Source organism: Agromyces sp. Root81, from assembly GCF_001429165.1.
Taxonomy (GTDB): Bacteria; Actinomycetota; Actinomycetes; order Actinomycetales; family Microbacteriaceae; genus Agromyces.
In genome coordinates this window covers 809,596-832,659 of record NZ_LMIR01000002.1, presented here as the reverse complement: position 1 = coordinate 832,659, position 23,064 = coordinate 809,596, and the positions used below count along the sequence as shown (strand labels likewise).

The 23,064-nt window shown below is 66.1% G+C and carries 21 protein-coding genes; 11 read left to right on the top strand and 10 right to left on the bottom strand.

What is annotated here, in order from left to right; all coding sequences use genetic code 11:
* Positions 1–80: 80 nt before the first annotated feature.
* Complete coding sequence (locus ASE14_RS08925; RefSeq protein ID WP_082600377.1) at positions 81–992, bottom strand: formate/nitrite transporter family protein; 912 nt, start codon at positions 990–992, stop codon at positions 81–83.
* Between the two features lie 287 nt (positions 993–1,279).
* On the opposite strand from ASE14_RS08925, the gene ASE14_RS21180 reads away from it, so the two are divergent.
* Positions 1,280–2,764, top strand: a complete 1,485-nt coding sequence (locus ASE14_RS21180; protein WP_235511152.1) for a hypothetical protein — start codon at positions 1,280–1,282, stop codon at positions 2,762–2,764.
* Between the two features lie 160 nt (positions 2,765–2,924).
* On the opposite strand, the gene ASE14_RS08915 is transcribed toward ASE14_RS21180, so the two are convergent.
* On the bottom strand, positions 2,925–3,296 hold the full coding sequence (locus ASE14_RS08915; protein ID WP_056653708.1) for a PH domain-containing protein: 372 nt from the start codon (positions 3,294–3,296) through the stop codon (positions 2,925–2,927).
* Between the two features lie 211 nt (positions 3,297–3,507).
* Here ASE14_RS08915 and ASE14_RS08910 point away from each other — a divergent pair, with 211 nt between their 5' ends.
* Positions 3,508–4,293, top strand: coding sequence for an IclR family transcriptional regulator (locus ASE14_RS08910; protein WP_056653706.1), 786 nt, complete (start codon positions 3,508–3,510; stop codon positions 4,291–4,293).
* A 263-nt stretch (positions 4,294–4,556) separates the two neighbouring features.
* On the opposite strand, the gene ASE14_RS08905 is transcribed toward ASE14_RS08910, so the two are convergent.
* The 3 genes from ASE14_RS08905 to ASE14_RS08895 all read right to left on the bottom strand — a co-directional run bounded on the left by ASE14_RS08905 (position 4,557) and on the right by ASE14_RS08895 (position 6,896).
* Entirely contained in the window at positions 4,557–5,117 is a 561-nt protein-coding gene (locus tag ASE14_RS08905) for a PIN domain-containing protein (protein ID WP_056653703.1), read from the bottom strand.
* Between the two features lie 2 nt (positions 5,118–5,119).
* Entirely contained in the window at positions 5,120–5,635 is a 516-nt protein-coding gene (locus tag ASE14_RS08900) for a helix-turn-helix domain-containing protein (RefSeq protein WP_082600374.1), read from the bottom strand.
* Between the two features lie 235 nt (positions 5,636–5,870).
* Positions 5,871–6,896: a hypothetical protein gene (locus ASE14_RS08895; RefSeq protein ID WP_157372896.1), complete on the bottom strand. Its 1,026-nt coding sequence runs from the start codon at positions 6,894–6,896 to the stop codon at positions 5,871–5,873.
* A gap of 215 nt (positions 6,897–7,111) precedes the next feature.
* Here ASE14_RS08895 and ASE14_RS08890 point away from each other — a divergent pair, with 215 nt between their 5' ends.
* The 3 genes from ASE14_RS08890 (at position 7,112) to ASE14_RS20035 (ending at position 10,374) form a co-directional block, all read left to right on the top strand.
* Positions 7,112–8,461, top strand: coding sequence for a hypothetical protein (locus tag ASE14_RS08890; protein ID WP_056653694.1), 1,350 nt, complete (start codon positions 7,112–7,114; stop codon positions 8,459–8,461).
* Positions 8,462–8,566: 105 nt separating this feature from the next.
* Positions 8,567–9,814 (top strand): hypothetical protein, encoded by a 1,248-nt coding sequence (locus ASE14_RS08885; RefSeq protein ID WP_157372895.1) that lies wholly within the window; start codon positions 8,567–8,569, stop codon positions 9,812–9,814.
* Positions 9,815–9,831: 17 nt separating this feature from the next.
* Positions 9,832–10,374, top strand: coding sequence for a hypothetical protein (locus tag ASE14_RS20035; RefSeq protein WP_235511150.1), 543 nt, complete (start codon positions 9,832–9,834; stop codon positions 10,372–10,374).
* 209 nt (positions 10,375–10,583) lie between these two features.
* Here the strand turns inward: ASE14_RS20035 and ASE14_RS20030 are convergent, their stop codons facing one another.
* The 3 genes from ASE14_RS20030 to ASE14_RS08865 all read right to left on the bottom strand — a co-directional run bounded on the left by ASE14_RS20030 (position 10,584) and on the right by ASE14_RS08865 (position 14,636).
* Positions 10,584–11,426: a protein NO VEIN domain-containing protein gene (locus ASE14_RS20030; RefSeq protein WP_082600372.1), complete on the bottom strand. Its 843-nt coding sequence runs from the start codon at positions 11,424–11,426 to the stop codon at positions 10,584–10,586.
* Positions 11,410–13,014, bottom strand: coding sequence for a DEAD/DEAH box helicase (locus ASE14_RS08870; protein WP_235511148.1), 1,605 nt, complete (start codon positions 13,012–13,014; stop codon positions 11,410–11,412). Before ASE14_RS08870 ends, ASE14_RS20030 begins: the two co-directional genes overlap by 17 nt.
* 206 nt (positions 13,015–13,220) lie before the next feature.
* Positions 13,221–14,636, bottom strand: coding sequence for a hypothetical protein (locus tag ASE14_RS08865; RefSeq protein WP_056653680.1), 1,416 nt, complete (start codon positions 14,634–14,636; stop codon positions 13,221–13,223).
* A 118-nt stretch (positions 14,637–14,754) separates the two neighbouring features.
* On the opposite strand from ASE14_RS08865, the gene ASE14_RS20025 reads away from it, so the two are divergent.
* Positions 14,755–15,399, top strand: coding sequence for a hypothetical protein (locus ASE14_RS20025; RefSeq protein ID WP_200953297.1), 645 nt, complete (start codon positions 14,755–14,757; stop codon positions 15,397–15,399).
* A gap of 398 nt (positions 15,400–15,797) precedes the next feature.
* On the opposite strand, the gene ASE14_RS20020 is transcribed toward ASE14_RS20025, so the two are convergent.
* Positions 15,798–16,289: a very short patch repair endonuclease gene (locus tag ASE14_RS20020; RefSeq protein ID WP_082600364.1), complete on the bottom strand. Its 492-nt coding sequence runs from the start codon at positions 16,287–16,289 to the stop codon at positions 15,798–15,800.
* An 89-nt stretch (positions 16,290–16,378) separates the two neighbouring features.
* Here ASE14_RS20020 and ASE14_RS08860 point away from each other — a divergent pair, with 89 nt between their 5' ends.
* Positions 16,379–17,626, top strand: a complete 1,248-nt coding sequence (locus tag ASE14_RS08860) for a DNA cytosine methyltransferase (protein WP_157372893.1) — start codon at positions 16,379–16,381, stop codon at positions 17,624–17,626.
* Between the two features lie 457 nt (positions 17,627–18,083).
* Here ASE14_RS08860 and ASE14_RS08855 read toward each other — a convergent pair whose 3' ends face one another.
* On the bottom strand, positions 18,084–19,091 hold the full coding sequence (locus ASE14_RS08855; protein WP_157372892.1) for a NaeI family type II restriction endonuclease: 1,008 nt from the start codon (positions 19,089–19,091) through the stop codon (positions 18,084–18,086).
* 521 nt (positions 19,092–19,612) lie between these two features.
* Between ASE14_RS08855 and ASE14_RS20965 the strand changes: the two genes are divergently transcribed.
* The 4 genes from ASE14_RS20965 to ASE14_RS08835 all read left to right on the top strand — a co-directional run bounded on the left by ASE14_RS20965 (position 19,613) and on the right by ASE14_RS08835 (position 23,008).
* Positions 19,613–20,899 carry a hypothetical protein gene (locus ASE14_RS20965; protein ID WP_056653671.1) on the top strand — a complete coding sequence of 429 codons (1,287 nt, stop codon included), beginning with the start codon at positions 19,613–19,615 and terminating at the stop codon, positions 20,897–20,899.
* Positions 20,900–21,030: 131 nt separating this feature from the next.
* Positions 21,031–21,303, top strand: a complete 273-nt coding sequence (locus ASE14_RS08845) for a DUF4242 domain-containing protein (RefSeq protein WP_056653670.1) — start codon at positions 21,031–21,033, stop codon at positions 21,301–21,303.
* A gap of 153 nt (positions 21,304–21,456) precedes the next feature.
* The gene (locus tag ASE14_RS08840) at positions 21,457–21,891 is read left to right on the top strand and encodes a hypothetical protein (RefSeq protein WP_056653667.1); all 435 of its coding nucleotides are present in this window, start codon (positions 21,457–21,459) and stop codon (positions 21,889–21,891) included.
* A 190-nt stretch (positions 21,892–22,081) separates the two neighbouring features.
* Positions 22,082–23,008, top strand: coding sequence for a hypothetical protein (locus ASE14_RS08835; RefSeq protein ID WP_157372891.1), 927 nt, complete (start codon positions 22,082–22,084; stop codon positions 23,006–23,008).
* The last annotated feature ends 56 nt before the right edge of the window (positions 23,009–23,064 follow it).

Sequence of the window (23,064 nt, the reverse complement as noted above, 5' to 3'; positions counted from 1 at the left end):
GTGTTGCGCCCTCGTCAGCGTTGTGTTTCCGGCTGGTTGCGGTGAATCGCATGCTGCTGCTCCTCTCGAACGAATCGCGGCTATGCGCCGACGGGCGTCGTCTCGCGGACCTCGGCCGTTGCGACCTGCGCCGGCTCCGCGACCGGCGCGGCCTTGCGGCGCCACCCCGATCGATTCGCCCGCACCGGGGTGCGCGGCGAGGTGCCGCGCGCGTAGGTCAGGTACAGCGGGATCGCCGTGAAGACCAGTCCGCCGACGAGGTTGCCCGCCACGGTCGGAATCTCGTTCCAGACGAGGTAGTCCATGATCGTGAAGTCGCCGCCGAGCATGAGCCCCGACGGGAACAGGAACATGTTCACGATCGAGTGCTCGAAGCCCATGAAGAAGAAGAGCATGATCGGCATCCACATCGCGATGACCTTGCCGGGCACGTCCTTCGCGATCATCGAGAGCACCACGCCCGTCGACACCATCCAGTTGCAGAGCACGCCGCGGATGAAGAGCGTGAGCATGCCCGCGGCGCCGTGCTCGGCGTAGCCGACCGTGCGGCCCTCGCCGATGTGGCCGATCGCCTCACCGACCTCGTTCGGCGGCACCGAGAATCCGTAGGTGACGACGATCGCCATCAGCACGGCGACGGTGAACGCGCCGATGAAGTTGCCGACGAAGACGAGGCCCCAGTTGCGGAGGATGCCGCCGATGGTGACGCCCGGTCGCTTGTCGAGCCAGGCGAGCGGCGCGAGCACGAAGACCCCGGTCAGCAGGTCGTAGCCGAGCAGGTAGAGCATGATGAATCCGACCGGGAAGAGCACTGCGCCGAGCACGGGGATGCCGGTGCTCACGCTGACCGTGATCGCGAACGCGGCGGCGATCGTGAGCAGCGCGCCGCCCATGATCGATCGGACGATGGTGTCGCGCGTCGACAGCATGACCTTGGATGCGCCGACGTCGATGAGCGTTCCGACGAGTTCGGCCGGCTTGACGTACGTCATGGAAGTCCCTTTCGATGCGGAGTCGCCGGGCCGGGATCGGCCGACTCCTCGAAGCTAGGTACGGCATGTTTCACTCGAACGTCTCGAGATCTCGCTTCGCGTAAATCTCTGCTCTCATCGCGTCGCTCGGGAATGTGAGACGGTTCGGCCGATCTCACGAAGCCCCGCGGCCAATGCGTGCGCTGCGTGCCGAACCCCCCTAGCATCGGAGGAGCGCACCGGCACCCCCATCCGACGTCGCCCCGAGTCGAACCCCGCCCTGTCGGTGCCGCTGCCCAGGAGCCCGAGTGACGACCCACCCAGACGACCAGCCCGTGTTCGGGTTCGGCACGTCCGCTGGCGAGCTCGCACCACGCGCCGGTCGCCGCAGCGCCGACACCGGCGGCACGCTTCGCCCGCGACGCCTTCCGGCACCGGACTGGGGGAGGCATCCGTCACCGCGCGATGTGCAGCGCTACTACCTCTGCAGCGAGGAGCCGAGCGGCGAGTTCGTCGAGGTCATCATTCCGGTGACCGATGCCGGTCGCATCCGCTACTTCACGACGAGCGACGGCGACAAGCTGACCGAGGTCGACGAGGACTACTTCATGCGCCGCGGCGAGGGCAACGCCCGGTCGCTGCTCGAGCTCAACGCCCGCGAGATGGCCGAGCTGCAGGCCGAGCTCGACTTCGTGCGCCCCGTGCTCGGGCGCGACCCGCTCGCCGAGGCCGAGTTGGCTGCGCTGGCGGTCGTGCCGCCTGCGGATGTCGCGGAGCCGGCGGCTGCTCCGGTGCCGGTGCATGTCGCGCCGGTGACGGATGCCCCTGCACCCGCGGACTTCGAGACGGTCGACGACGACTTCGCGCTCGCCGCTGACCTCGCGCTCGCCGAGGGTGAGCCGACGGAGGTCATCGAACTGCCCTACCCGGTGCCGGTGCTCGCGTTCGCGGAGTTCGTCGAGGCGGCGCCGGAACCGATGCCGGCGCTCGCTCCGGAACTGTCGCCCGAGCCCGAGCCCGAGCCCGAGCCCGAGCCCGAGCCGGAGATCGTCGAGGCGATGCCGGAGCCTGTGCTCGCGGCCGAACCTGCGCCGTCGCCGGAGCCGCCGGCCGTGCCGACCCTGGACCCTCCCTCGCCGCTTGCCACCGCGACCGCCGAAGATGACGATGATGACGATGACGAACAGATGATCGAGGAGTACGACGCAGTGATCGGTACGAACAGGTTCGAGCAGGTCGAGCCCGGGGCATCCGCGATGCCCGCCAACGTCACCCAGATGCCCACATCGGTGACCGGGCCCATCGCTCCGCTCGCACCGGTCGCTCCCGCGCTCCACCCGGGGCAGGACGTCGACGCCGCCGCGCAGGTGGCGCTCGCGAAGGGCATCGCGTTCGCCGCGCACCGCGGCCAGCTCGACCAGGTCGGCGCCGAGTACATCGACCACCCGGGCCGCGTGGCCGAGCGTTTCGACCCGGTCGCCGAGCCGGTGCTCGTCGCGGCGGCATGGCTGCACGACGTGCTCGAAGACACTTCGGTCACCGCTCAGAACCTGCTCGAGGCGGGTGTGCAGCCCGAGGTCGTCGAGATCGTGCAGCTGCTGACCCGCACTCCGGATGTCGCGGACGACGTGTACTACGCCCGCATCGGCGGCCACCCCGTTGCCCGCCGTGTGAAGGTCGCCGACCTCGACGACAACACCGCCCCGTGGCGCGTGCGCCGCCTCGACTACGACGTGCAGGTGCGCCTCGCCGAGAAGTACCGGTACGCACGCGAGGTGCTCGGCGCGTTGTAGCCCGGCGCGGCTTCGTTGCACCGTGAAGGTTCGACCACTCGATTCATCGCAGGGCAGAGTTCTGCATCTCGAATGCCAGTTCCCCCTCATTCGCTGAGGGGGAACTGGCATTCGTGTGCAGTGGAGTTGTCTGGCGCCCGCGTGCCGGCTCCAGACTGGCTCAGCGCTGGAGAACGGCCCAAGCGAGCAGACTGTCGATGCGACGAACGTCGGCACCCTTCGTCAGCTTCACTTTGATGTGGCCCGCCCTGGTCCAGAGCTCGACCTCGGCGTCCCGGTCGAGCAGTCCACCGGCGTTCTCGGTGGACCACATGTTGATCGAGCTGTACGGCAGCGAGTAGATCTCGATCTTCTTGCCCGTGATGCCCTGCGCGTCGCGCACGATCAGACGCTTGGTGGTGAACGTCGCCGAGTCGCGGAACGTCTTGAACGAAGCAACAGCCTGTTCGCCTTCGACGAGCAGCGCGGTCACATCTGCAGGCACAGGGATCTCAGTCTGCAACGTCCAGGCGAGCATCGGTGCGGTTTCCATATGTACGGGTTCCTCTCGTTGGTGGTCTCGTGTCGTGAGCGCGTGGCAGCAACGTCAGCCGCCGCTCGCTTCCGCCATCTCGCCCATCTTCGCGCCGATCGAACGACGGCTCCGACAGTGTCATGGCCGAGCTCGGCGATGCGATGGTCGAGAACCCCGCCATACCAAGCGTGGCGGCCGCAGGTCTACCATGGGCGCAGGGGGAGCACCGATGCCGTCACCCGACGCCCGCGACACGGACCCGACTCTGATCGGCTCGGTGCAGCGCGCGCTGAGGCTGGTCGACATCGTCGCGAACGAACCGCGGCCCATGCCCGTGAAGGCGCTCGTCGCGGCCAGTGGCCTCACCCCCGGCACGACCTACAACCTGGTTCGCACCCTCGTGCACGAGGGCTACCTCGCCCGCGAACCCGACGGTCTGCTGCTCGGCACTCGCTTCCCGGCGTTCGTCACAGCGGATGCCGCGCACGGCGTGTTCCTCTCGCGGGTGCGCACCGCGCTGCGCGGGGTCACTGAAGAGCTCGGCGCCACCGCGTACCTCTCGCGATTCGAAGACGGCGAGGTGCACCTCGTCGACATCGTCGACGCAGAGCACAACCCTCGGGTCGAGCTCTGGGTCGGGCTGCACAGCAGCGCGCACGCGACGGCGCTCGGCAAGCAGATCCTCGCCGTGCTGCCCGAGGCGGAACGGCTCGACTACGTGTCGCGGCATCCGCTCGCCGAGCTCACACAGCACACGATCAGCGACCGGCGCGTGCTGCTCGACCAGCTCGCGCGTTCGCGCGAGAGCGTCGTCGACCGCGAGGAGTACGCGATCGGATACACGTGCATCGCCGTGCCGGTGAGCGCAGACGGCATCACCGCATCGCTCGCCGTGTCGCTGCCGGTCGAGCTCGCTCATCAGGCCGATCCGGCCCTCGTGCAACGTCTGCAAGCCGTCGCGTCGAACCTCTCGCTGCAGCTCGGCGCCGATCGCCTCGGCGGTTCGGGCGCCTGAATCGACGGCGACGGATGCCGCGGCTCACGCCCGAGGCATCCGCAGTTCATCATCTGAAATCTTCGCGTTGCCTCGCGGCGCTCCCGGCCGTAGCGTGACGAACACGCGACAGAGGGGCGCGTGACTCCATCGCAACCTGATCGTTCAGTGCGGTCGACCATCGGGGGACGGTTCGGCTTCGTACGCCGAGGTGCGATGGGGGAGCCCGCGGGGAGAGGGGTCGGGTTTCTTTCTCCCCGCGCATCGCTCCTTCTCGTCGTTGATCAGAGTCGCCTAGCGACCTCATCGGCGAACTGCGGCACGCCAGCTCGCGCGAGTTTGACGAGCAGATCGTCGAGGCTGAGTGGTGGATGCTTCGTGGCGTCCGCCTGCTCGCGGATTGTTTCGATCACGTGGCTGCTCGCCATATCAAGCTGGTCGAGCAGGAAGTCGTCCGGCCCAATGACGTCGATTCCGTACTGGTTCGCGACTTCGGAGGGGAAGTCGCGAAGGTTGGCTGTGATCACGGCATTAGCACCGGCTCGGATCGCGGCGGCAAGCACATGCCGATCACCAGGGTCCGGGAGGTCGATGCCGTCGATGAGTCGTTCGTACTGCCTTACTTCGGCATCGGGGAAAGATTCGTTCATCAGGTGAAAGCGTCGGTCGATTGCAGCCGGATCCAATTCGGGGTGAACGCGGAGGACCGCGTGCCTCGCTTCTATAAGGATGTGAGCGCTCCACATCGGGCGAAACAGCAGACGTTCGGCGAGTCGGAGATGTGTGTCGCAGATTGAGACGGGCACGATCACGCAGGCATCCAGCACCGCCGAGTACAGTGCCATCCTCAGTCTGCACCGCTCGAACTGCGCTTCGCGGCGCGCAGTGCCTCGGTGTACTGGGACGCTTCATCCTCATAGAGTCCGAGCGAGCTTGCCTCCGCGGTCAGCAGATCGAGTGCAGAGCGAGTACCTGCGTGCGATCTCTCACGGTAGGTGAGAACATCGGCGAGCTGCAGTCGGCGATGCCGACTTGGCTTGTCGTAAGGGATTTCACCGGCATCGAGCAAACGGATCAGAGTCGGCCTGCTGATGCCGAGCAGCTCAGCGGCCTCTTGGGTGCTAATACGTTGCGAGATTGGAACGACGCTTACAGCGTTGCCGGCGCGCATCTCCTCGACGACCATGGTGAGGACTCGGTAGATCTCCTCTGGCAGTTCGACGGCGGCGTTGTCTGGGCCCACGAGTCGGGGAGTACCTGCCGGTTCGCGTTCCACGAACCGGGCGAGCTCCGCGATTTCGGACGAGTGCGCAGGACTGATGGGTTTCCGCCGTCGATCCGGTGCGACTGCAGCAGTGTTCATGACAGCACCTCACCCCCCAGGTCGCCCTCGGTGCCCCCAAGCGCAGTCCAATTCTCACACAAAACGAACAAAACGCAAGAAACGAAGGAAATGAACGGCCAACGTCGTGCCAAGTTGCGACCATCACGGTGCTGACGGATGCCTGATGGTCGTGGAGCGGATCTCCAACGCTGCACACCCGCTCGAGCCGCCTCGCGCGACATCGAAGGATAAGACGCGGTTGCCACCGCGGCACTCAGGCGACTACTGGCTTGGGACGTTTGCTTTCGGAACGTCCAGATTCGAGCCGCTGAAGTCGGGAGTGAGCCTTTCTTTCAGCGCGTTCTGTAGCTCGCAGCGCGAATTGGTCGAGGGCGCCGTCGATGCTGACACCGGAGAGCGCAGGGTAGCGCCGGCTCATACGCGGCCATGTCGACGCCAACAACCATCCGGACCAGCAGGTGATGATGCCCCCGATCGTCATGGCAGTGCCGTCCATCGACTCGAGGAAGCCAGCCGCCAAGTACCCGAGCACGATGCACGGTGCAAGGAGGACAAGCCACAGAACGGGCCGGATGAATCGGGGCATGCCGACACTGCGTAGCATTCCCGATGCGACGGCCGTCGCGCACGCAAGTACGAGCAGCATCAAGCCGAGAGCGACAAGGAGCCGACCCAATTCCGGGTACTCGGGAAGCCATCCGAGCGAAATCCACGTGATTGCGACCGGGGGGAGGGCGAGAGTCAAGACGACGACGAGAGCTGAGCCCAGAATCGGGCGGCGACGCACACCCCGGAATGTGCGCCGCGCCGCCCGTGCTCGCTTCCATTCGCGGCGGGCGACTTTCTCCTGGAACCCGAGCGTGCCCGTCGCAAACCGGCCGATACGCGATGCCAAGAGAAGCATGAACGATGCCAGCACCGCCGATCCGCTGAACTCTCCGATGCCCTCGCCGAGGGTGACGGCGCCGATCGCGCAGAAACCCGTCCAGATGAGAGCAACGCCAGCCACCACTTCCGATGCCGCCCCAAGCTCGACGCGCTGTCGCTGAACTTCCTCCACTTCGTTACCGAGCCGCGTCTGGACCCAGATTCCGGCGTACAGAGCGATGATGACACCGAGCAACGCTGGCAGCACCCAACCGGATGCCGAAAGCAACGCGCTCCCGAACGAAGCGAGAAGGTCGACGGCTCGTGCGGTGGAACCGGTAAAGGCGCTGGTGATCAGCAACGAATAGAACAGCACGCAACCTGCCGCGGAAGTTGCCTCGAGAGCAACCATCCAAGGTGACCTTGGTAGGCCAAGCGCGTCGGCGCGAGCATCGTTTGACATAGCACTTTTCATATCGTGCACCGCCGACAGCAGGTTCCAACGAACAGCTTGACAGCGGTGGTCTGTCGCGTCCGGTAACGAAACAGCGGTGGGCCCGATCGTCGCCGCCTGATTTAGGCCTCCCGTCCGGTGTGCCGACCAGCGCCACGCCTAGGATCAATGGCATGGCCGGATTCTGGGGCAAGCGAAAGCGTGAAGAGCAAGAACTCGACGCTCAGGATGCCGTCCTGGCGCAGCGGGCGGGCACCGCCCTGGTCGCCGCCGACGAGCGAGTGCGCGTCACCGCCGACGAGCTCGCCTTCGCCGATGCCGAGCTCGGCCACGAGGCGACCGCGGAGCTGAGCACGGCGCTCGCCGCGGTGAAGGAGCACCTGGGCGAGGCGTTCCGGCTGAACCAGCTGAACCACGACGAGGTCCCCGACACCGCCGAAGAGCTGCGGCAGCGCAACGCGCGCATCGTACAGCTCTGCGACTGGGCCGAAGACGTGCTCGACGAGCACATGTCGACCCTCGCCGACAAGATCGCGCGAGCGCGTCGGGCTCCCGAGATCATCGCCGGCGTGCGAGCGGATGCCGCGCGCCTCCGCACCCGCATCCCGCAGGCCCGCGAGACCAACGAACGGCTCGCCGCCCGCTACGCGCCCGAGGCGCTCGCCCAGGTGGAGGCCAACCCCGCCCAGGCCGAGCAGCTGCTCGGATTCGCCGAGCACAGTGCCGGCGTGGCCGAGCGCCGGCGTGAGGCCGGGCAGCGCGAGCAGGCCAACCTCGCGCTCGAGGCTTCGACGGAATCGGTGCGCCGGGCGGCGACCCTGCTCGACGCAGTGGAGACCTTCGAGGTCGAGGCGCTGCGCGCCGAGTCGACGTTGGCGGCGATCGTCGAGGATTCCCGCGGCGACGTCGTCGTCGCGCTCAAGGAGCCGCAGACAGCCGGCGTGACGGCCGCGATCGCCTCACTTCAAGGTGCGCTCGCCGCCCTCCCTGCGGCGGGCGTCAACACCGATCCGTTCGCGCAGCTCAGTAGCCTTCGTGACGCGAACAGCGGGCTGGATGCCGCGATCGCGGCGGCCCGTGAGCGCGCCGCGCGCCCGATCCCGCCGCTCGAACACGTGCACCACGCCATCGACGACGCTGACCGGCAGCTCGCGGTCGCCCGCGACGTCATCGCCGGCCACCGCGGCTGGATCGGCGCCGACGCCCGCACTCGCCTGGCCGAGTCGGAGCGTGTGCGGGTCGACCTCGACCGCTTCCTCGGCACGCCCGCTGCGACCGTCAGCGTCATCGATGAGGACCATCGCGAGCAGGCGATGCTGATGGCACGGCGCGTCGCGCACCTCGCGGCAGAGGCGCTGCAGCTCGCGCAGCGCGACATCGACTCTTCGCGACCGCAGGATCGTGGGCAGTGGGGCGGCGACGGCTGGGGCGGCGGTCGCCGCGGCGGCGGCTCGTCGGATGTGATGGGCGGGATCCTCGGCGGGCTGGTCATCGGGAGCATCCTCGACGGGATGTTCGACTAATACGGATGCCGCCTGGCGCGTGCCGGGCACGAGCCAAGCCAGGTCATGGCATGCGTGATTCCCGTGCTCCCTAGCGTGCTCTGAGCGGCGAACTTACGATGGAGCATGGCCGGGTTCCGGGTCGGGCGCAGACGCCCTGCGCAACATCTCGAGGTCCACGACGCCGATTTGGCGAAGCAGGCTGGACAGGTCCTTGTCGCCACAGACGACCGCATCCGCTTCGCCGCCGACGAGCTCGCCTTCGCTGAGGCCGAGCTGGGGGCCGACGCCACCACACAACTGAGCGAGGCGCTCGTCGCGGTGCGCAGACGCCTGAGTGAGGCGTTCCGTTTGAACCGGCTCAATCACGATGCGGTTCCCGGCACCGCCGACGAGGTGCGCACCCGTTACCTGCGCATCGTGGAGCTGTGCGGATGGGTCGACGACGTGCTCGACGAGCACATCTCCGCGCTCACCGACCGGATGCGGCGGGCGCGGCATGCCCCCGAGATCATCGCCGGCGTGCGAGGGGATGTCGCGAGCCTGCGCGCACGCATCCCCGTCGCCGGCGACACCGTCGAACGGCTTGCCGCCCGCTATGCGCCCGAGGCGCTGGGCCAGGTAGAGGCCAACCCTGCGGAGGCCGATCAGTTGCTCGGATTCGCCGAGCACAGCCTGCGTGTGGCCGAGCGGCAGCGGTCGGCCGGAGAGCGCGAGCAGGCCAGCGTCGCGCTCGAGGCATCCGTCGAATCGGTGCGCCGAGCAGCAGCTCTCCTCGATGCGGTGGAGAGCCTCGAGGTCGAGGCGTTGCGAGCGGAGTCCGCGCTGGCTGCGATCGTCGACGAGTCCCGTCGGGACCTCGCCGCGGCGCTCGAAGAGCCCCCATCCCGTCGCGTCGCGGATGCGATCGGCGAGCTGCAGGCAGCCCTCGCGGCCCTCCCGCCGACCGGCGTCAACACCGACCCGTTCGCCCACCTGAGCCGACTGCGCGAGGCTCGCACGGTGTTGGATGCCGCCATCACGGCCGCCCGCGAGCGCGCGACAGATCTGATTCCGCTGGTGGACCACCTGCACCACGCGATCAAAGACGCAGACCGACAGCTCGACATCGCTCGTGATGCGCTCGCCGCCCACCCGGGCTGGATCGGCCCTACGGCCCGTACACGACTGGCCGAGTCCGAGCGCATCAGGATCGATCTCGGCCACTTCCTGGGCGGATCCGTGACGACGATGACGGTGACGGACCAGGATCATCGAGAGCAGGTGATCGCGATGGCCAGGCGTGTCGCATCGCTGGCGGGCGAATCCATGCAGCTGGCGCGGCACGACATCCACACGTCTCGCTTGCAGGGCCGGGCGAACTTCGACCAATGACACAGGAGCCGCGAGCGATGCCTGAACGGACGTCGGCCGGCGGTGCATGCGCGCTATGTCGCGTACCAGACGGCCGGCGTCACGGCCGCGATCGCCTCGCTGCAGCTGCTCTTGCCGCCCTCCCGGCGGCCGGCGTCAAAACCGACCTCTTCGCGCAGCTCAGTAGCCTCCGCGACGCGAACTCGGGGCTGGATGCCGCGATCGCTGCGGCCCGCGAGCGCGCTGCGCGCCCGATCCCGCCGCTCGAGCATGTGCACCACGCCATCGACGACGCCGACCGTCACCTCGCCGTCGCCCACGACGTTATCGCCTGCCACCGCGGCTGGAGCGGCGCCGGCGCCCGCACCCGGCTCGCCGAATCCGAGCGCGTGCGGGTTGACCTAGACCGCTGCCCGGGCAGGCCGGCGGCGACCGTCACCGTCATCGGCGAAGATCACCGCGAGCCGGCGATGGTGATGGCCCGGCGTGTGGCGCACCTCGCGGCCGGGGCGCTGCAGCTCGCGCGCGCGACATCGACTCGTCGCGACCGCAGGACCGCGGACAGTGGGGTGGCGACATGATGGGCGGCATCCTCGGCGGCCTGGTCATCGGGAGCATCCTCGACGGCATCTTCGACTGACCCGACCGGATGTCGCGGCATCCGTGAATATGTCGCGGCATCCGTGAATTCTGCATGCGGGTGACTGGAGCGGACTCGCACGTATCGCCAACCCACGGTGCGGTGATGGGCGTCGCGTGGGGGAGCATCGCAGGACGGCGACATCACGCGCTAATTCGAGCCGGTCAGTAGCGGCGAGCTCTGGCTGTCGATGAACGGCGCAAGGGCGGGGATCCCTGGGCTGGAGGCACCTTCTGGGATGTCGAACCGTGCGGACGACCATCGCCCGCCGCCCGGGGTATCGGCGGGCGCCGCCATTTGAATCCAAGCTCGATCGATCGAATAGACCTTTGCGAGCTGTCGAGCCCGATTGAGCACCACCATCGCGAGACTCCACGACGGATCTGCCCGCATCGTCTCAAACTCGTTCCGGGATAGGTAGAGCGATAGTCGGTTCTCGCGAGTGGTCGCCTTCACCTCGAGATGACACGAGCGGAAGCCATCCAGGACTGCAATGTCATACCCAAACGCGTCAGACCACCCCGCTACGTGATCGACCGTCACGCCGGGACGCGTGGACAGGTGCCGCAGAACCTCGAGCTCACCAGCGTCACCCACCTCGCGGCGGGACTCTGTATCAACCTTGCCCCACGCGCGGTGGATGCATGCGAGAGCCGCGGTGGGTCCGACTCCGAGTGCTTCGGCAGCAGAAAGCGCGTCCTCAGGAATCTCGGCAGGATCCTGCACGAGAAGGTCAGCATCGGGAAGCCATGGGGGAGCGCCGCCGAGGATGACCGCCTCGAAGAGGATGTCGGGAGTCCTTGCCAACGGTGCGGCCTCCAGGAGACCGGCCCGTTCCACCCAACCCAGCGACTCAGAGTATTGCGTTGGAGTAAGGTCCGCGTACTCCTTCGATGACAGAAACAATGCACGCGCACGATGAACGCCGGTAGTCGGAATGAGCTCGAGCCACCGTAGGGCGCCTCTGATGATCGGCTCAGGAGGGATCGACATGCAGGTGCCCCAACATTGCGCTCACGTCGGCCGCATCGAGGCCGCCGGCAACGCTCGGCTCTTCGTCTAGGTCACCGAGTTGCTCGACATTAGCGTCGTCGAGGATCTGCCCCATGAATCGGAGTTTGAGGTCCAGCCGCTGCTCAACCACCTCATCGATGGTTCCCTCAGAAGCCAGGACTGTCACACGCGTCGTCGCTCCTTCAGGAAGCCCGAGCCGATGGATTCGATCGAGCGACTGTAGGAAGCGACCCGCAGCAAAGTCACGGTCAACGTAGACGGCATCGTTGCATTCGTGATGGAGACTGATGCCTTCGCCAAGCGTCGCAGGGTTCGAGAGCAGTACCATGCAGTCGGGATCCGCGCGGAATCGACGAATCTCTTCCTCGCGATCTGGAGTCCCACCATGAACCAGTGCGGGGTTGTATGGCGCGAGCAACCGATGGAGTGTCGTAAGCGAGCGAACAAAGGTCGACCAGACCAATGTCTTACGACCTTGTCGCGCATTTTCGGCAACGATGCTGAGTGTCTCCGCGTACTTCGGTGACAGCTCGTACGTGGGCAGATCTCGCATGAGTTCGAATAAAGGAGCGTTCTCAGGTATCTGTAGGGGGGGAACACGGTAGGCGAGCGGTTCGTAACGTGTCCCCCCGACAGATAGTAGCGCCGGGCTCGTTGCAGCCATCAACAGGTACATCAGCACTTTCCCCAGCGCTTCCAAGTCGCGCTGAGAGGTTCGCGCTCGCGGCGACATCTGGTTCACTAGTGCGTCGTAAATTTCGCGGTGAAGCGGCGGAAGCTCGAGGCGTCGAATCAGTGGAATCTGCGGTGGCAGTCCGAGTTCATGTTTCGTAGTACGTGTGAAGAGCGGTCGCAGCGCCGAACTGGCTTGGCGGAGGTTGCCGCCGGCCACAGCTCGCGTGACGGACTGTCGGCCGTGGCCGGGCCATACGAATCCCATCAGGTTCTCGAGGTCACGAACACCGTTGGGTGCAGGAGTACCTGTAAGTATGAGTCGACGACGCGCGCGAGGGCCAATCGAAAGGCAGGCGCTTCCGTACGTACCCTGAGCTCCGAGTTTCATGCGGTGGGCCTCGTCGAGGACCAGCATGGTGGGACGAGCGGTCATCCACGACGACAGCAGCCCGAGCGATCCGTCGAGACGCTCGTAGTTGACAAGAAGGATTTCGGTGCTGAGAGGAATCACCCCGTCGAGCACCGCAACTCTCGGTGGCGTTGAAAAGCAATCTTCAGTCTCCTCGCGCCAGGCGTCGTAGCAAGACTTCGGACCAACGACGAGGAGACGCTCTACGGTCTTCGTTGCTTTCGAGGCCGCGTAGACCCCAAGCGCGACGCGCGTCTTTCCGGCACCTGGCACCGAAAAATTCGCGCCGTGCCCGAGCGCCAAGAGCTTTTTGAGATCGCGGCGCTGGAAGTCCGTAAGTTCACCGCACCAATTACCGCCGAGGGTGGCGTCCAAATCGTCGACCGTGGCGCCCCCGGATTGGTCATCCAGAAGAGTGGCGGCGCGGTTGGCGTCGCGAACTGAGGACTCGGCGAGCTGCTGGATATCAATGTCCCAGCTCACTGAGCCCGGGTCGCTCCACGAAGCCAAGACGAGCAAGTTGGTAAGGAAGTCATCTAGGTCAAGCTCAGCGAGACCTGGCGTTGGCTGTACCACCGTCCGGAACCTAGGAACGAGTCGCCTCAGCTCCTCTTCGAAGTGAGTTGCAGCAGCGAGTCTGACCCGCGTTGCTGTGGCCGCGAACGAAATGTGGAGGCTGGAGTCGCTGCTCACACCGTGCCCTGGTCCAGTTCGGTAAGCCATCTCGTGCCTTCCCCGGGGCCCGTAATAGCGCGTTCAACCTGCCGGGCGAGCGCAAGAAGTGAATGCCGAAGAGTGACGAGCGCTTCATCGATCGAATCCTCGTCGACCGACTTGGTTGCCAAGGCCTGGGCGACATCGGAAGCCGCGAGACCGATGGCATCCGATGCATCTGACAGCCTGTCGGCAGCTGCCACCTTGCGTTGGCGAAGCCTCTCATCGCGACCGGCAAGCATCAGCGCATTGTCTGCGGATTCGCGAAGCGAATGAAGTAGGTTCGCTGACTCGTCTTGCTTCAACGTATCGGCAGTCGTGCCCAGGCTCGTAGCCGAGCGAGCCCGCAATACATCGTTGGTGACCTCGCGAGCGCGTTTGACCTCGGGCGCGTCATCCGCAACGGCGACGGTCAGCCCCGGTATGGCTACCGTCGATGACACGGCAGGCTCTTGAAAGACGGATGGAGCATCCGTGAGCTTCGGCTTCAGGTACTTCTCGAAGAAGTCCGGCTTGGCGAGACGGACGTCGGTCTTCGAAAAGCCCAGCATGATGAGGGCAAGTCGTGACTCCTTCAGCGCCTCAGCGGCGTCACGATTCGTCGTCGCCTCCGAGGTGTACGAGCGGTAGAGCTCGCGCAGCTTCTCCTGGTGATCCTCAAAATCCACCAAGCGTAGCGTAGCCCCGTCGCCGGACTTGCTCCGAGCGATCGCCTCCTGGATCAGTGCGTAGACCCACCGGTCTTGCTCCAGAGTCTTGAGTCGGATGTGAAACTCCCGTGCGATCTGGTCTGGCCGTTGGCCGAAGGAAAGCTGCTCTTCGATCGCGATGAGTTGATTGATGTAGGAGTAGTCGCGCTTGTTCTCACGTCGGAGCTGGAGCGCAAGTTCGACCGTGCTGACATCCGCCGGGGTCGTATCCTCCGGGAGGACAGCTACGCGGATGTGGCGGTGGCCAAGCTCTCGAAGGGCAGCGCAGCGTGTATTGCCGTTGACGAGAATGCCGTCCGGCGTGATGAGTCCAGGCTGCTGTTGTCCGAAGTCGTCGAGGCTGTCGCGGAGTGCCTCAAACTCGGGATCGGTCTTCCCCGGGGACGAAGGCTGAGTCTTCAACAGGAAGTCGAGATACTCCTGCCCCTCCTCGCTCCAAGGGTCCGCGCCGAGCTTCGCATCCCTTATGGGATCCAGGGTGCGCTGGGCTCGGATCCGGTGGGTGTCAGGATTAAACAGAAGGAGCTCGATCGGCATCGCAATCACATGCCGGTGGGAGGGCGAGCCGCGCCACTCAATGGTGAGCTTCTCACCATTCTCCTCCTGAGCAGTCCGAAGCCGCTCGCTAACGATTTCGCGGACCTTATCTCCCTGCGGCGGTGAGCCAATAGCTTGTGCCACTACCCCTCCTATGCTTCTCATGCGGACCTTAGTCTGTGATGAGTCTGGCACGGCGGTATGACAGGAGCGGATTATGCCTGAACCGAGGTGGGATGACCCCCAGTTCAAGGGCGGGACGATGGTCCGCGCAGCGCTGTGGCTCGTGCAGGAAATTGGCGAGGGCAACACGTTCACGAAAGAACAGCTCCGCGCTGCCTTTCCGGGTGTTGCTCAGGCTGATCGCCGCGCGCGCGATCTCCGCGAGTACGGCTGGATCTTGGACACCAGTTCGACAGACGTGATGCTCTTGCCGGAGGAACAGCGTTTCACCCGGCGCGGCGTTGACGTATGGGATGCAGAACAGCGACGCGCGGCGGATCGCGATTCTGGGGCGATCAGCAACAAGGTACGCGATGGGGTCTTTGCCGCAAATGGATACCAGTGTGTCTCATGCGGCATTGCCGGCGGCGAGGCATATCCAGATCGGCCATCCGAGACTGCGGTGCTTGCCGTCAGTCGGCGCTCCATCGAGCGGGCTGACCGCACCCATGAGCAGGTCCTCGTGACCGAGTGCAAGAGATGTCGCTCGGGGGCATCTACACGGGCCTATAGCGTGCCTGAGGTTCGCGCGCTTGTTGAGGATCTGGATCCGGACGACCTGCGGCGAATCAAGCGATGGGCGGCGAAGGGCGCTCGAGCGACGACGCCGCTCGACCGAGCGTGGAACGGGCTCAGGTCGCTACCCGCGGCCGAGCGAGCGAAGCTCTTGACTCTCATCGAGTGAGGGCAGCACTCCGCGATGTCCCTCGGAGACAGCGGATATTGGCACAACGGACCCGTTTGCCAGGATTGCTCACGCGACCGATCGAGCTCATCCACATCTGACACCGCGGGTGAGCAGTATTGCCCCGCGGACTAGGGGTGGCCTGATTTCAGCTGCCGATGAGGTCACGGAAGCGCAGCTCCAGCTGCTCGTTGGCATTGGGCGTGATCCTGGACTGGGCGGGCGCTCGGCTGGCGTATCCAGTCTTAACCGATGACGGTGGCCGGACCGGGGCCGGGCGTACGTTCGCGTGTGAATCCGATCATGCACGGAATCGTCTCGCCGTCTTCGGTGGTAGCGACTCGCGGAACCCTGAGCTGATGGCTCTATGTAGAGGTGACTCGTGCTGTGTCGGAGCTTCAACCGACAGTGATCAGATCGGTTGGGGAATCGGGACCACCTTGCCCGACTCGACGTCTATCATCGAACACATGTTCGATGATGTCGGCGGCAGAGGAAAGAGACGCATGTTCCCAGACCCTTACCACTTGCCAGCCGGCAGTGGCGAGCAGCTCGTTGGCGACGCCGTCACGTGCCTGCGTGCGTGCAAGCTTCGGTGCCCAGTAGCTCGTATTGACCGATGGAAGCTTGCCGTGGAGCGGGCACGAGTGCCAGAAGCATCCGTCGACGAAGACCGCGATCTTTCGACGGGTGAACACGACATCAGGTCGGGCGAACGCGCCGCCGATCCGGATCCGGAAGTCCTTGCGGTATCTCAGCCCGCGGCGGTGGATCTCGGAGCGAATCTCTCGCTCGGGCTGCGTATCGGTACGCTTGATAGCGCGCATGTTGCGCGATCGACCAGAGGTCGACGCGCTGGGCGCTGGTCCAGGATGCTCTCGAAGAGACACGGGCTGCGCACCCGTTCAGATGACGGAAGAGGCGCGATGATTCATAAGAGCCAGTCTTCCATCCGACGTCAATTTCCAGGGAGGCAGCCGTGACAAGTCTGCGAGTTGTAGAGATCTGTGCAGGAGCAGGGGGGCAGGCCCTCGGCCTTCATAAGGCCGGCTTCGAACACGCGCTCGCGGTGGAGCTCGACCCGACCGCGGCGGAGACGTTGCGTCTCAACACGGGCGGAACGGTCGCAGTTGGCGATGTTGCGAATGCAGATGTGTGGACTCCGGCCGACTACACGGGCATCGACCTGCTCGCCGGAGGTGTGCCGTGCCCGCCGTTCTCAATCGCGGGGAAGCAGCTCGGATCTTCCGACGAGCGTGATTTGTTCGCATGGGCTGTCGAACAGGTCTCCGTCGTCAAGCCGCGCGCGCTCATGCTCGAGAACGTGCGTGGACTATCGAGCAATCGATTCTCCGGATACCGGCAGCGCGTGCTCGATCGGCTCACACAGCTCGGCTACGTCGCGGACTGGCGGCTGCTTCATGCTGCGGATTTTGGGGTCGCGCAGCTCCGGCCTCGATTCGTGCTTGTTGCGATGCGGCCGGAAGACTTCGCCTACTTCCGCTGGCCTGAGCCTGCCGCCGAACGAGTATCCGTCGGCGAGGTCTTGCGCGACTTGATGGCAGCAAACGGTTGGAAGCACGTCGACGACTGGGTGAAGCTCGCGAATGGAATCGGGCCGACCCTGGTCGGGGGGAGCAAGAAGCACGGCGGTGCCGATCTCGGGCCGACCCGTGCCAAGCGAGCCTGGGAGGCGCTTGGTGTGGACGGAAAGGGAGTAGCCGATAGTGCTCCTGACGTGGACGCCCCGCACCCCGCTGAGCGGTTGCCGAGGTTGACCGTCGAGATGGTTGCCCGCCTCCAAGGCTGGCGGGCTGAGGACGAGTGGGAGTTCGCTGGCCGCAAGACTTCGCAGTATCGACAGATCGGCAACGCCTTCCCTCCTCCTGTTGCGGAGGCCGTCGGTCGCGCGATTCGCTCCGCACTCGAACATGACGGGGTTGCGCGTGAGGTCGTCGATGGCACGGACGTACACGATCCCGTTTACCGGGCCCTTGCTGGGGCGGAGGGGTTTGTCAGCATGGATCGACTGGTCGACGCGCTCACCGAGGGTAGTCACGCCTCCGTAGAGCGCCGACTTGCACTACTCGCGCAAGACTTCGAGCTCGAGCAGCAGGTAACGGCCAACGGAACCAAGTATCGCCTCGGCGAATTCAAGGGTTTCACCGGTCAGGAGAATCACGAGCGGCACGACTATATGAATAGGTTCCGCAGTCGCGTTAGCTGAATAGAACCGCTATCACGGTGCACGTCGTGTTGAAAATTTCTCCCCAGCTCTGAGTGTTGGCGCTTGTCGGCCTGCCGCGGGCGAGGTGAGCATGATCTACTTCCTGCTAGCAAGACTCGGTCTACAGGCCCTTACCGCGACCCCGGAAGTGACGAACTTGGCAAGGTCGAATTCCTGAGACAACGGCCTCGTCTATGTGATGCTCCACGAGCGTCGAGAGCTTCCGCGTACGAGCAGGAAACCCGCGACCACGTCGAATCCGAAACAGGTCCTCAGGCAGAGAAGGCAGGTCCGGCGGCGTTCGACCCGCACCTGGTCTTCTGAGTCGGCGCACCGAACCAGATCCGGCTCACCGACATCACAGAGCACAGCACGAACGGCGGGAGGCTGCACTGCTGTGCCATCCGGCTACGCCCCGGGTCCACTGCAGGCTCTTCCAACGGTTCACGGCTTTCGCCTACCTGTCCGTTACCTTTCCGTAGCGCTCCGTCAGCTCCGTCAGCTCCGTCAGGGTGGGAATGCTCTCACCGTACTTCGTGAAGCGCTCGGGCGTGACAGCCACCCACGCGGCGCCGGAGATATCCAAGCCCAGCCTTGCTGCAAGCTCCTTCTGATACGTCCACTTCCCCACCAGGACGATTAGCTGGTGAGCGTCCCACGTGCGCTCCTTGGTCTCCCGTGCGCGGCGAAGCGGGTCGTCCAAGCCAGCGCCGACCGTGAGGATCGACTTTCGCGGGATCACGACTTCCGGTAGGTAGCCGAAAAGCGCTGTGAGACGTGAAGCGAGGCCTTCTCCGCGTGTCCTGGACACCTTCCGCGGCAACACGGCGGCGACTTCGTCGGGCCGGAGGAGGCGCAGCGGCTCGGGGGGAAGTGGAGTCCACGGAACCACAGGAAGGGCATACAAGCGCACTGCATCGACGAACGGCGAACGCTTCGAGTCGCGTTGACCTGGCTTCGCCGGACCGCCAAGCCAGGACCGGTGCGTGCGCATGAGCCACGATGCGAACTGCTGGCGGTTCGCATCGATTTGAATCATCAGCGTCACTTCGCACTGGCCTTCCGGCGGCACCATGACCGATTTGCTCACGGTGGTCTTGATCTCTACTGCAACGTCGAGGACAAGCGTGTCGAGCGGGGGGACCTTCGGAAGCTCCAACTCCTCTAGCACGTAATACTGGAGCTTTGTTCCGACGGTCGTTCGTTCGTCTCTATCCACCTCAGGTGAAGTTAGGTCGAATCGACGCGTGCGGGCGCCGTCGAGCACGTTACGCACCGCATCATCCACTGCGTTGGTGAGTTTTTGCGTAGTCCCACGGCCCGGCTGGGTGAGCCAGCGATGGACGGTCTGGAGCGGTAGATCGTCGGCCGGAGCCAGGATGGCGTGGGGCGCAGGGGTTCCGAGCTTTCTGGCGTCGGGAACGCAGACGGTTCCGGGGGGAGCGATCTTAGTCTTGGGCGGCACTCTCGAACGCTATACGCGCTTAGTCTGCTGTCGGCCGACCAAACACCGCGTGCCCCTCACATAGAGAACTCTCAAGCACATGGAGAACTCTCAAGGAAGCCGCTGCGCGGGAAAAGCAAACTGCACTGCTGCGCGATGAAGGACGTCTTCTCAACCGCATAGGGGCTACTCGATCGACAGGGCGGACCTCAGCGCTGCTGCGCTACCTGGCCGTCGCGCACTACGGCCGCGGTCGCGGCGCGTGGCGAGAGGGCGAGAGGGCGAGTACCCGGCGCACTGGCACCCGATGGTGGTCGACGCGGTCGACGCAGAGGCGGATCGGCTCGCCGTGATCTGGAGTCGGCTCGGCTAGCGACGAGGCCGTGCAGCGAGAGCTCGGGAATTACTGCGGAACATCGCGTTGCAGCTCCTCGACGACCTCTACCCCGGCGCCCTCGACACCGATCGAGACGTGCCTGCAACCCGACCAACCCGACCCGCACCCACTGCCCGAACGTCTGCCCCAGGAGTACCCTCCACCCATGAAGCACTTCTTCGTCCCGGCACTGCACCAGGTCATTGTCGACCTGGCGGAGACCGGCGCTGACAGCAACCTGCTCGCGGCATCCGCGAGCACCGGCCTCGGTGCGGCCATCTTGCCGCTCATCGCGCTCGCCGCGTCGCTGACCGCGGCGGTCTGCGTCGGGTCGCTCACCGTCGCGTGGCTGCGCAAGCCCGAGCCGGGCACCGCGCTCGCCACCGTCGACCCTGAGACTGCGGGGGTCTTGCCGGTCGGGTTCGTGTCGGGGGAGTCCTCGATGCGGTGGCTGCCGGCGACGGTCGTGCTGCTCGCGGTCAACGGGGTCATCGCGATCCAGGATCGCCGCGACATCCGTGAGGCCCTCGACCTGCCGGAGGGGGAGCGGGGCCGTGCGAAGGACATCCGCTTGGCGGTCGACGGCGAGTATCCGCTGGCGGCCCGCGACGACGTCGAGAACGAGGGCGCCGACGGCACGGTGATGGCGATGCTCTCGCCAGGGCTCGTCGGCGGGTCGCGATCGCTCACGCGCGGCGCGAGCGTGGATGTCGACCGGGTCGTGAAGGACAACGCGTCGCTGCGTGCGGTCACGCGCGACGGCTTCCGCGACGCGGCCGACTGGTATCGCGAGCGGCGCCCGTCCGCTCGGTTCCGGTTGGCGACGTTCGGCGGCCTCGTGGGCGTGGTGCTCGGGTTCGGGAGCCTCGGCCTGCCCGACGATCCCTCGAAGTCGGTCGCCTGGAGCGCGATCGTGATCGGGGCGGTGGCGCTCGGGCTGCGGGTGCTCCTGCCGCGCTTGACCCCGTTGAACGATGCCGGGTTGCAGCTGCGGGCGCGGTCGAACCAGTTGCGCGAGGCCGTCGCGACGGCTGAGTTCGAGTCGGTCGCGGCGGGCGAACTGCTGCTGCCGTGGGCGGTGCTGTTCGACGAGGCATCCGTGATTCGCCGCTTCGCCGAGGTCGCTGCCTCGTCGGGTACCGTGCCGGCCTGGTACCGCTCGACGGTGCCGCTCTCGGCCGAGCGCCTCGCGTCCTGCCTCGCGATCATCGCCGCAGAACTCGTGCAGCCGATCCGCGTCGGCGGCGGGCTGCTGCAGCGCGGCGAGGACTCCCGCTTCGGCGTGCCGATGATGAACGACACCAAGGGCTGGGGCGGCGGGTATCTCGCGGGCAGCGACAACAGCGGGGCCGTGTACGGCGGCGCGGGGGACGGCGGTGGCTTCGACGCAGGTGGTGGCTTCGACGGTGGTGGCGGCTTCGACGGCGGCGGCGGGGGAGACGGCGGCGGCTGAACCGAGCACACGCAACCGAGCACCCGCAACCGAGCACCCCAAACCGAGCACCCGCAACCGAGCACCCAACGAAGGCCGCCGCGGCGCATCAGGAGTAGCCTGTGCCCCACACGCGCAAAGGGGGAACGCCGATGCCGTACTTCATCATCGAGCGCAACTACGCCGAAGTCGTTCCGGTGCCGCTCGAGGCCGCCGCCGACATCAACCTCATCAACGATGAGGAGGACGTGCGGTGGCTCTACTCCTTCCTGTCGGTCGACCGGCGCAAGAGCTACTGCCTCTACGAGGCGGCGTCGATGGAGGCGATCCGGGCGGCGGCCGTGCGCGCCGGCATGCCCGCCGATGTCATCACCGAGGTCGACGGACGCATGATGCCGACCGGCAACCTCGCCGCGGTGAGCTAGCCACCCGAGTCGGCGGATCACTCCTTCGTCGCAGCGGACATGTCGACGCAGATGGCTCCCCGGCGCTGAAGAACCACATCTCGTTCGCGAGGAGGAAGGCGCCGATACCAGCGGAGGATGGTCGAACAGCGGTGGCCGGGTCAGCCTGAAGGCATGGACACATCGACACGCACTCGCACGGACACCCCGAACATCCCGACTATCCGCTTCTTCCGTTCCCGCCGTCTGCTGGGCGCCATTGGCGCCCTCGCTCTGGTCGGCTTGGGCGCGGCTCACACGGTGACCAACGCCGGCGGCTTCGCGGCGGACCCGGATGCCTCGTGGCCGCTGTTCCTGATCTTCGGGGTCGGGGTCAGCCTCGTGCTCTGGGTGATCGCCGTCGTCGCATGGCGCTACTCGCGTCGCGGAATCGGACGCGTCACGCGCGTGATCATCGCGGTCGTGGGCGTGCTCCTGTGCCTGATGGCCGTCAACGTGCTGCGAGTGCACCCCGAGATCATCCTCTCGCCGGCCGGACCCGGACTGTGGTCGCTCATCGGAGGCCCGGCGCTTCTGGCCGCGGCACTGCTGCCGGTGAGGGTGAAGTAAGCCCATGGAGCATCGCTCATCCGAGGAGCGGAACGGCGGAGCCGCGTCGAGGAGGTTCCGACCCCTCCGGTCCGTACCGTGGTGGATCTCGGCCGCGTGGTCCGTCGGCTACCTCCTGGCGGGCACTGCATGGGGGCTTGGGGCATCCGGATACCCGTTCTCCGGCGGCGGGGCCGGTCCGCGTGCCTCGGTGATGGATCCCGTGCCGAGCCAGGTGGGCGGCTGGATCCTCGCCGGGGCGGCCGTGCTCGTCGGGGTGCTGGTCGTGCTGATGGCGCGTCGTCCGGCTGCTCGCACTCCTGCGGCCGTCTCGGTGCTCGTCGGGGTGACACTGGCCGTCGTCCTCACCGATTTCAGGGTGCTCGTGTTCGCCGCCTACTTGCCGGTGATGGCCGTCGCGGCCCTCCTCGGCAAGGTCGAGCCGCATATCATGGCGACAATGCTCATCTGGCCGAACATCAACCAAATGGTTCTGATGATCGCCGGTGCCAGCCTGGCCTCCCTCGGCATTCGCGGCCTGATGGCACGGAATCGCGCAGGCGAGATGATGGCGGATGACTCTGCACCGAGGTTGCGCGCCGCGACCGCGCGTCGTGTGGGCCGTTGGGCCACCGCCATTGCTGTCATCGTTCCCGTCGGGTACGCGGTCACGCGAATCGGGTGGTTCGCCGGAGTGCCGATCGGTATCAGCCCGAGTTTCATGCAGCAGCTCGACGATGCCAACGCAGCACCCATCGGGGCCGGGCTCGGCGGCGTCGCACTCCTCGGAGCCGTGCTGACACTCGGCCTCGTCTGCCGCTGGGGCGAAGCCTGGCCGCGCTGGGTGCCGTTCCTGCGCGGGCGGGCGATTCCACCACGGCTCCCCGCCTCCCTCGCGATCGCCATCTCGTTGCCGATCATGTCGGCCGGCCTGATGTACGTGCGGAAGAAGCTCGCAGGCGAGGTGTTCGGAGCGACCGGGGCGGAGAACGAGCCGGGAGCGTGGTTGCCTGAGATGTTCTTCCCGGTGTGGGGCGCGGCGCTTGCGATCGCAGCGCTCGCCTACCTCCAGCGGCGAACGGCCGGTCAGGAGCTGCTGCGTCGATCCACAAGCACACGAGGCCTGGTGAGCGGATGAGCTCCATCGTCGACGCGGGGCGGCCCAGATCCGACGGGCGGCGGGACGGCCTGTTC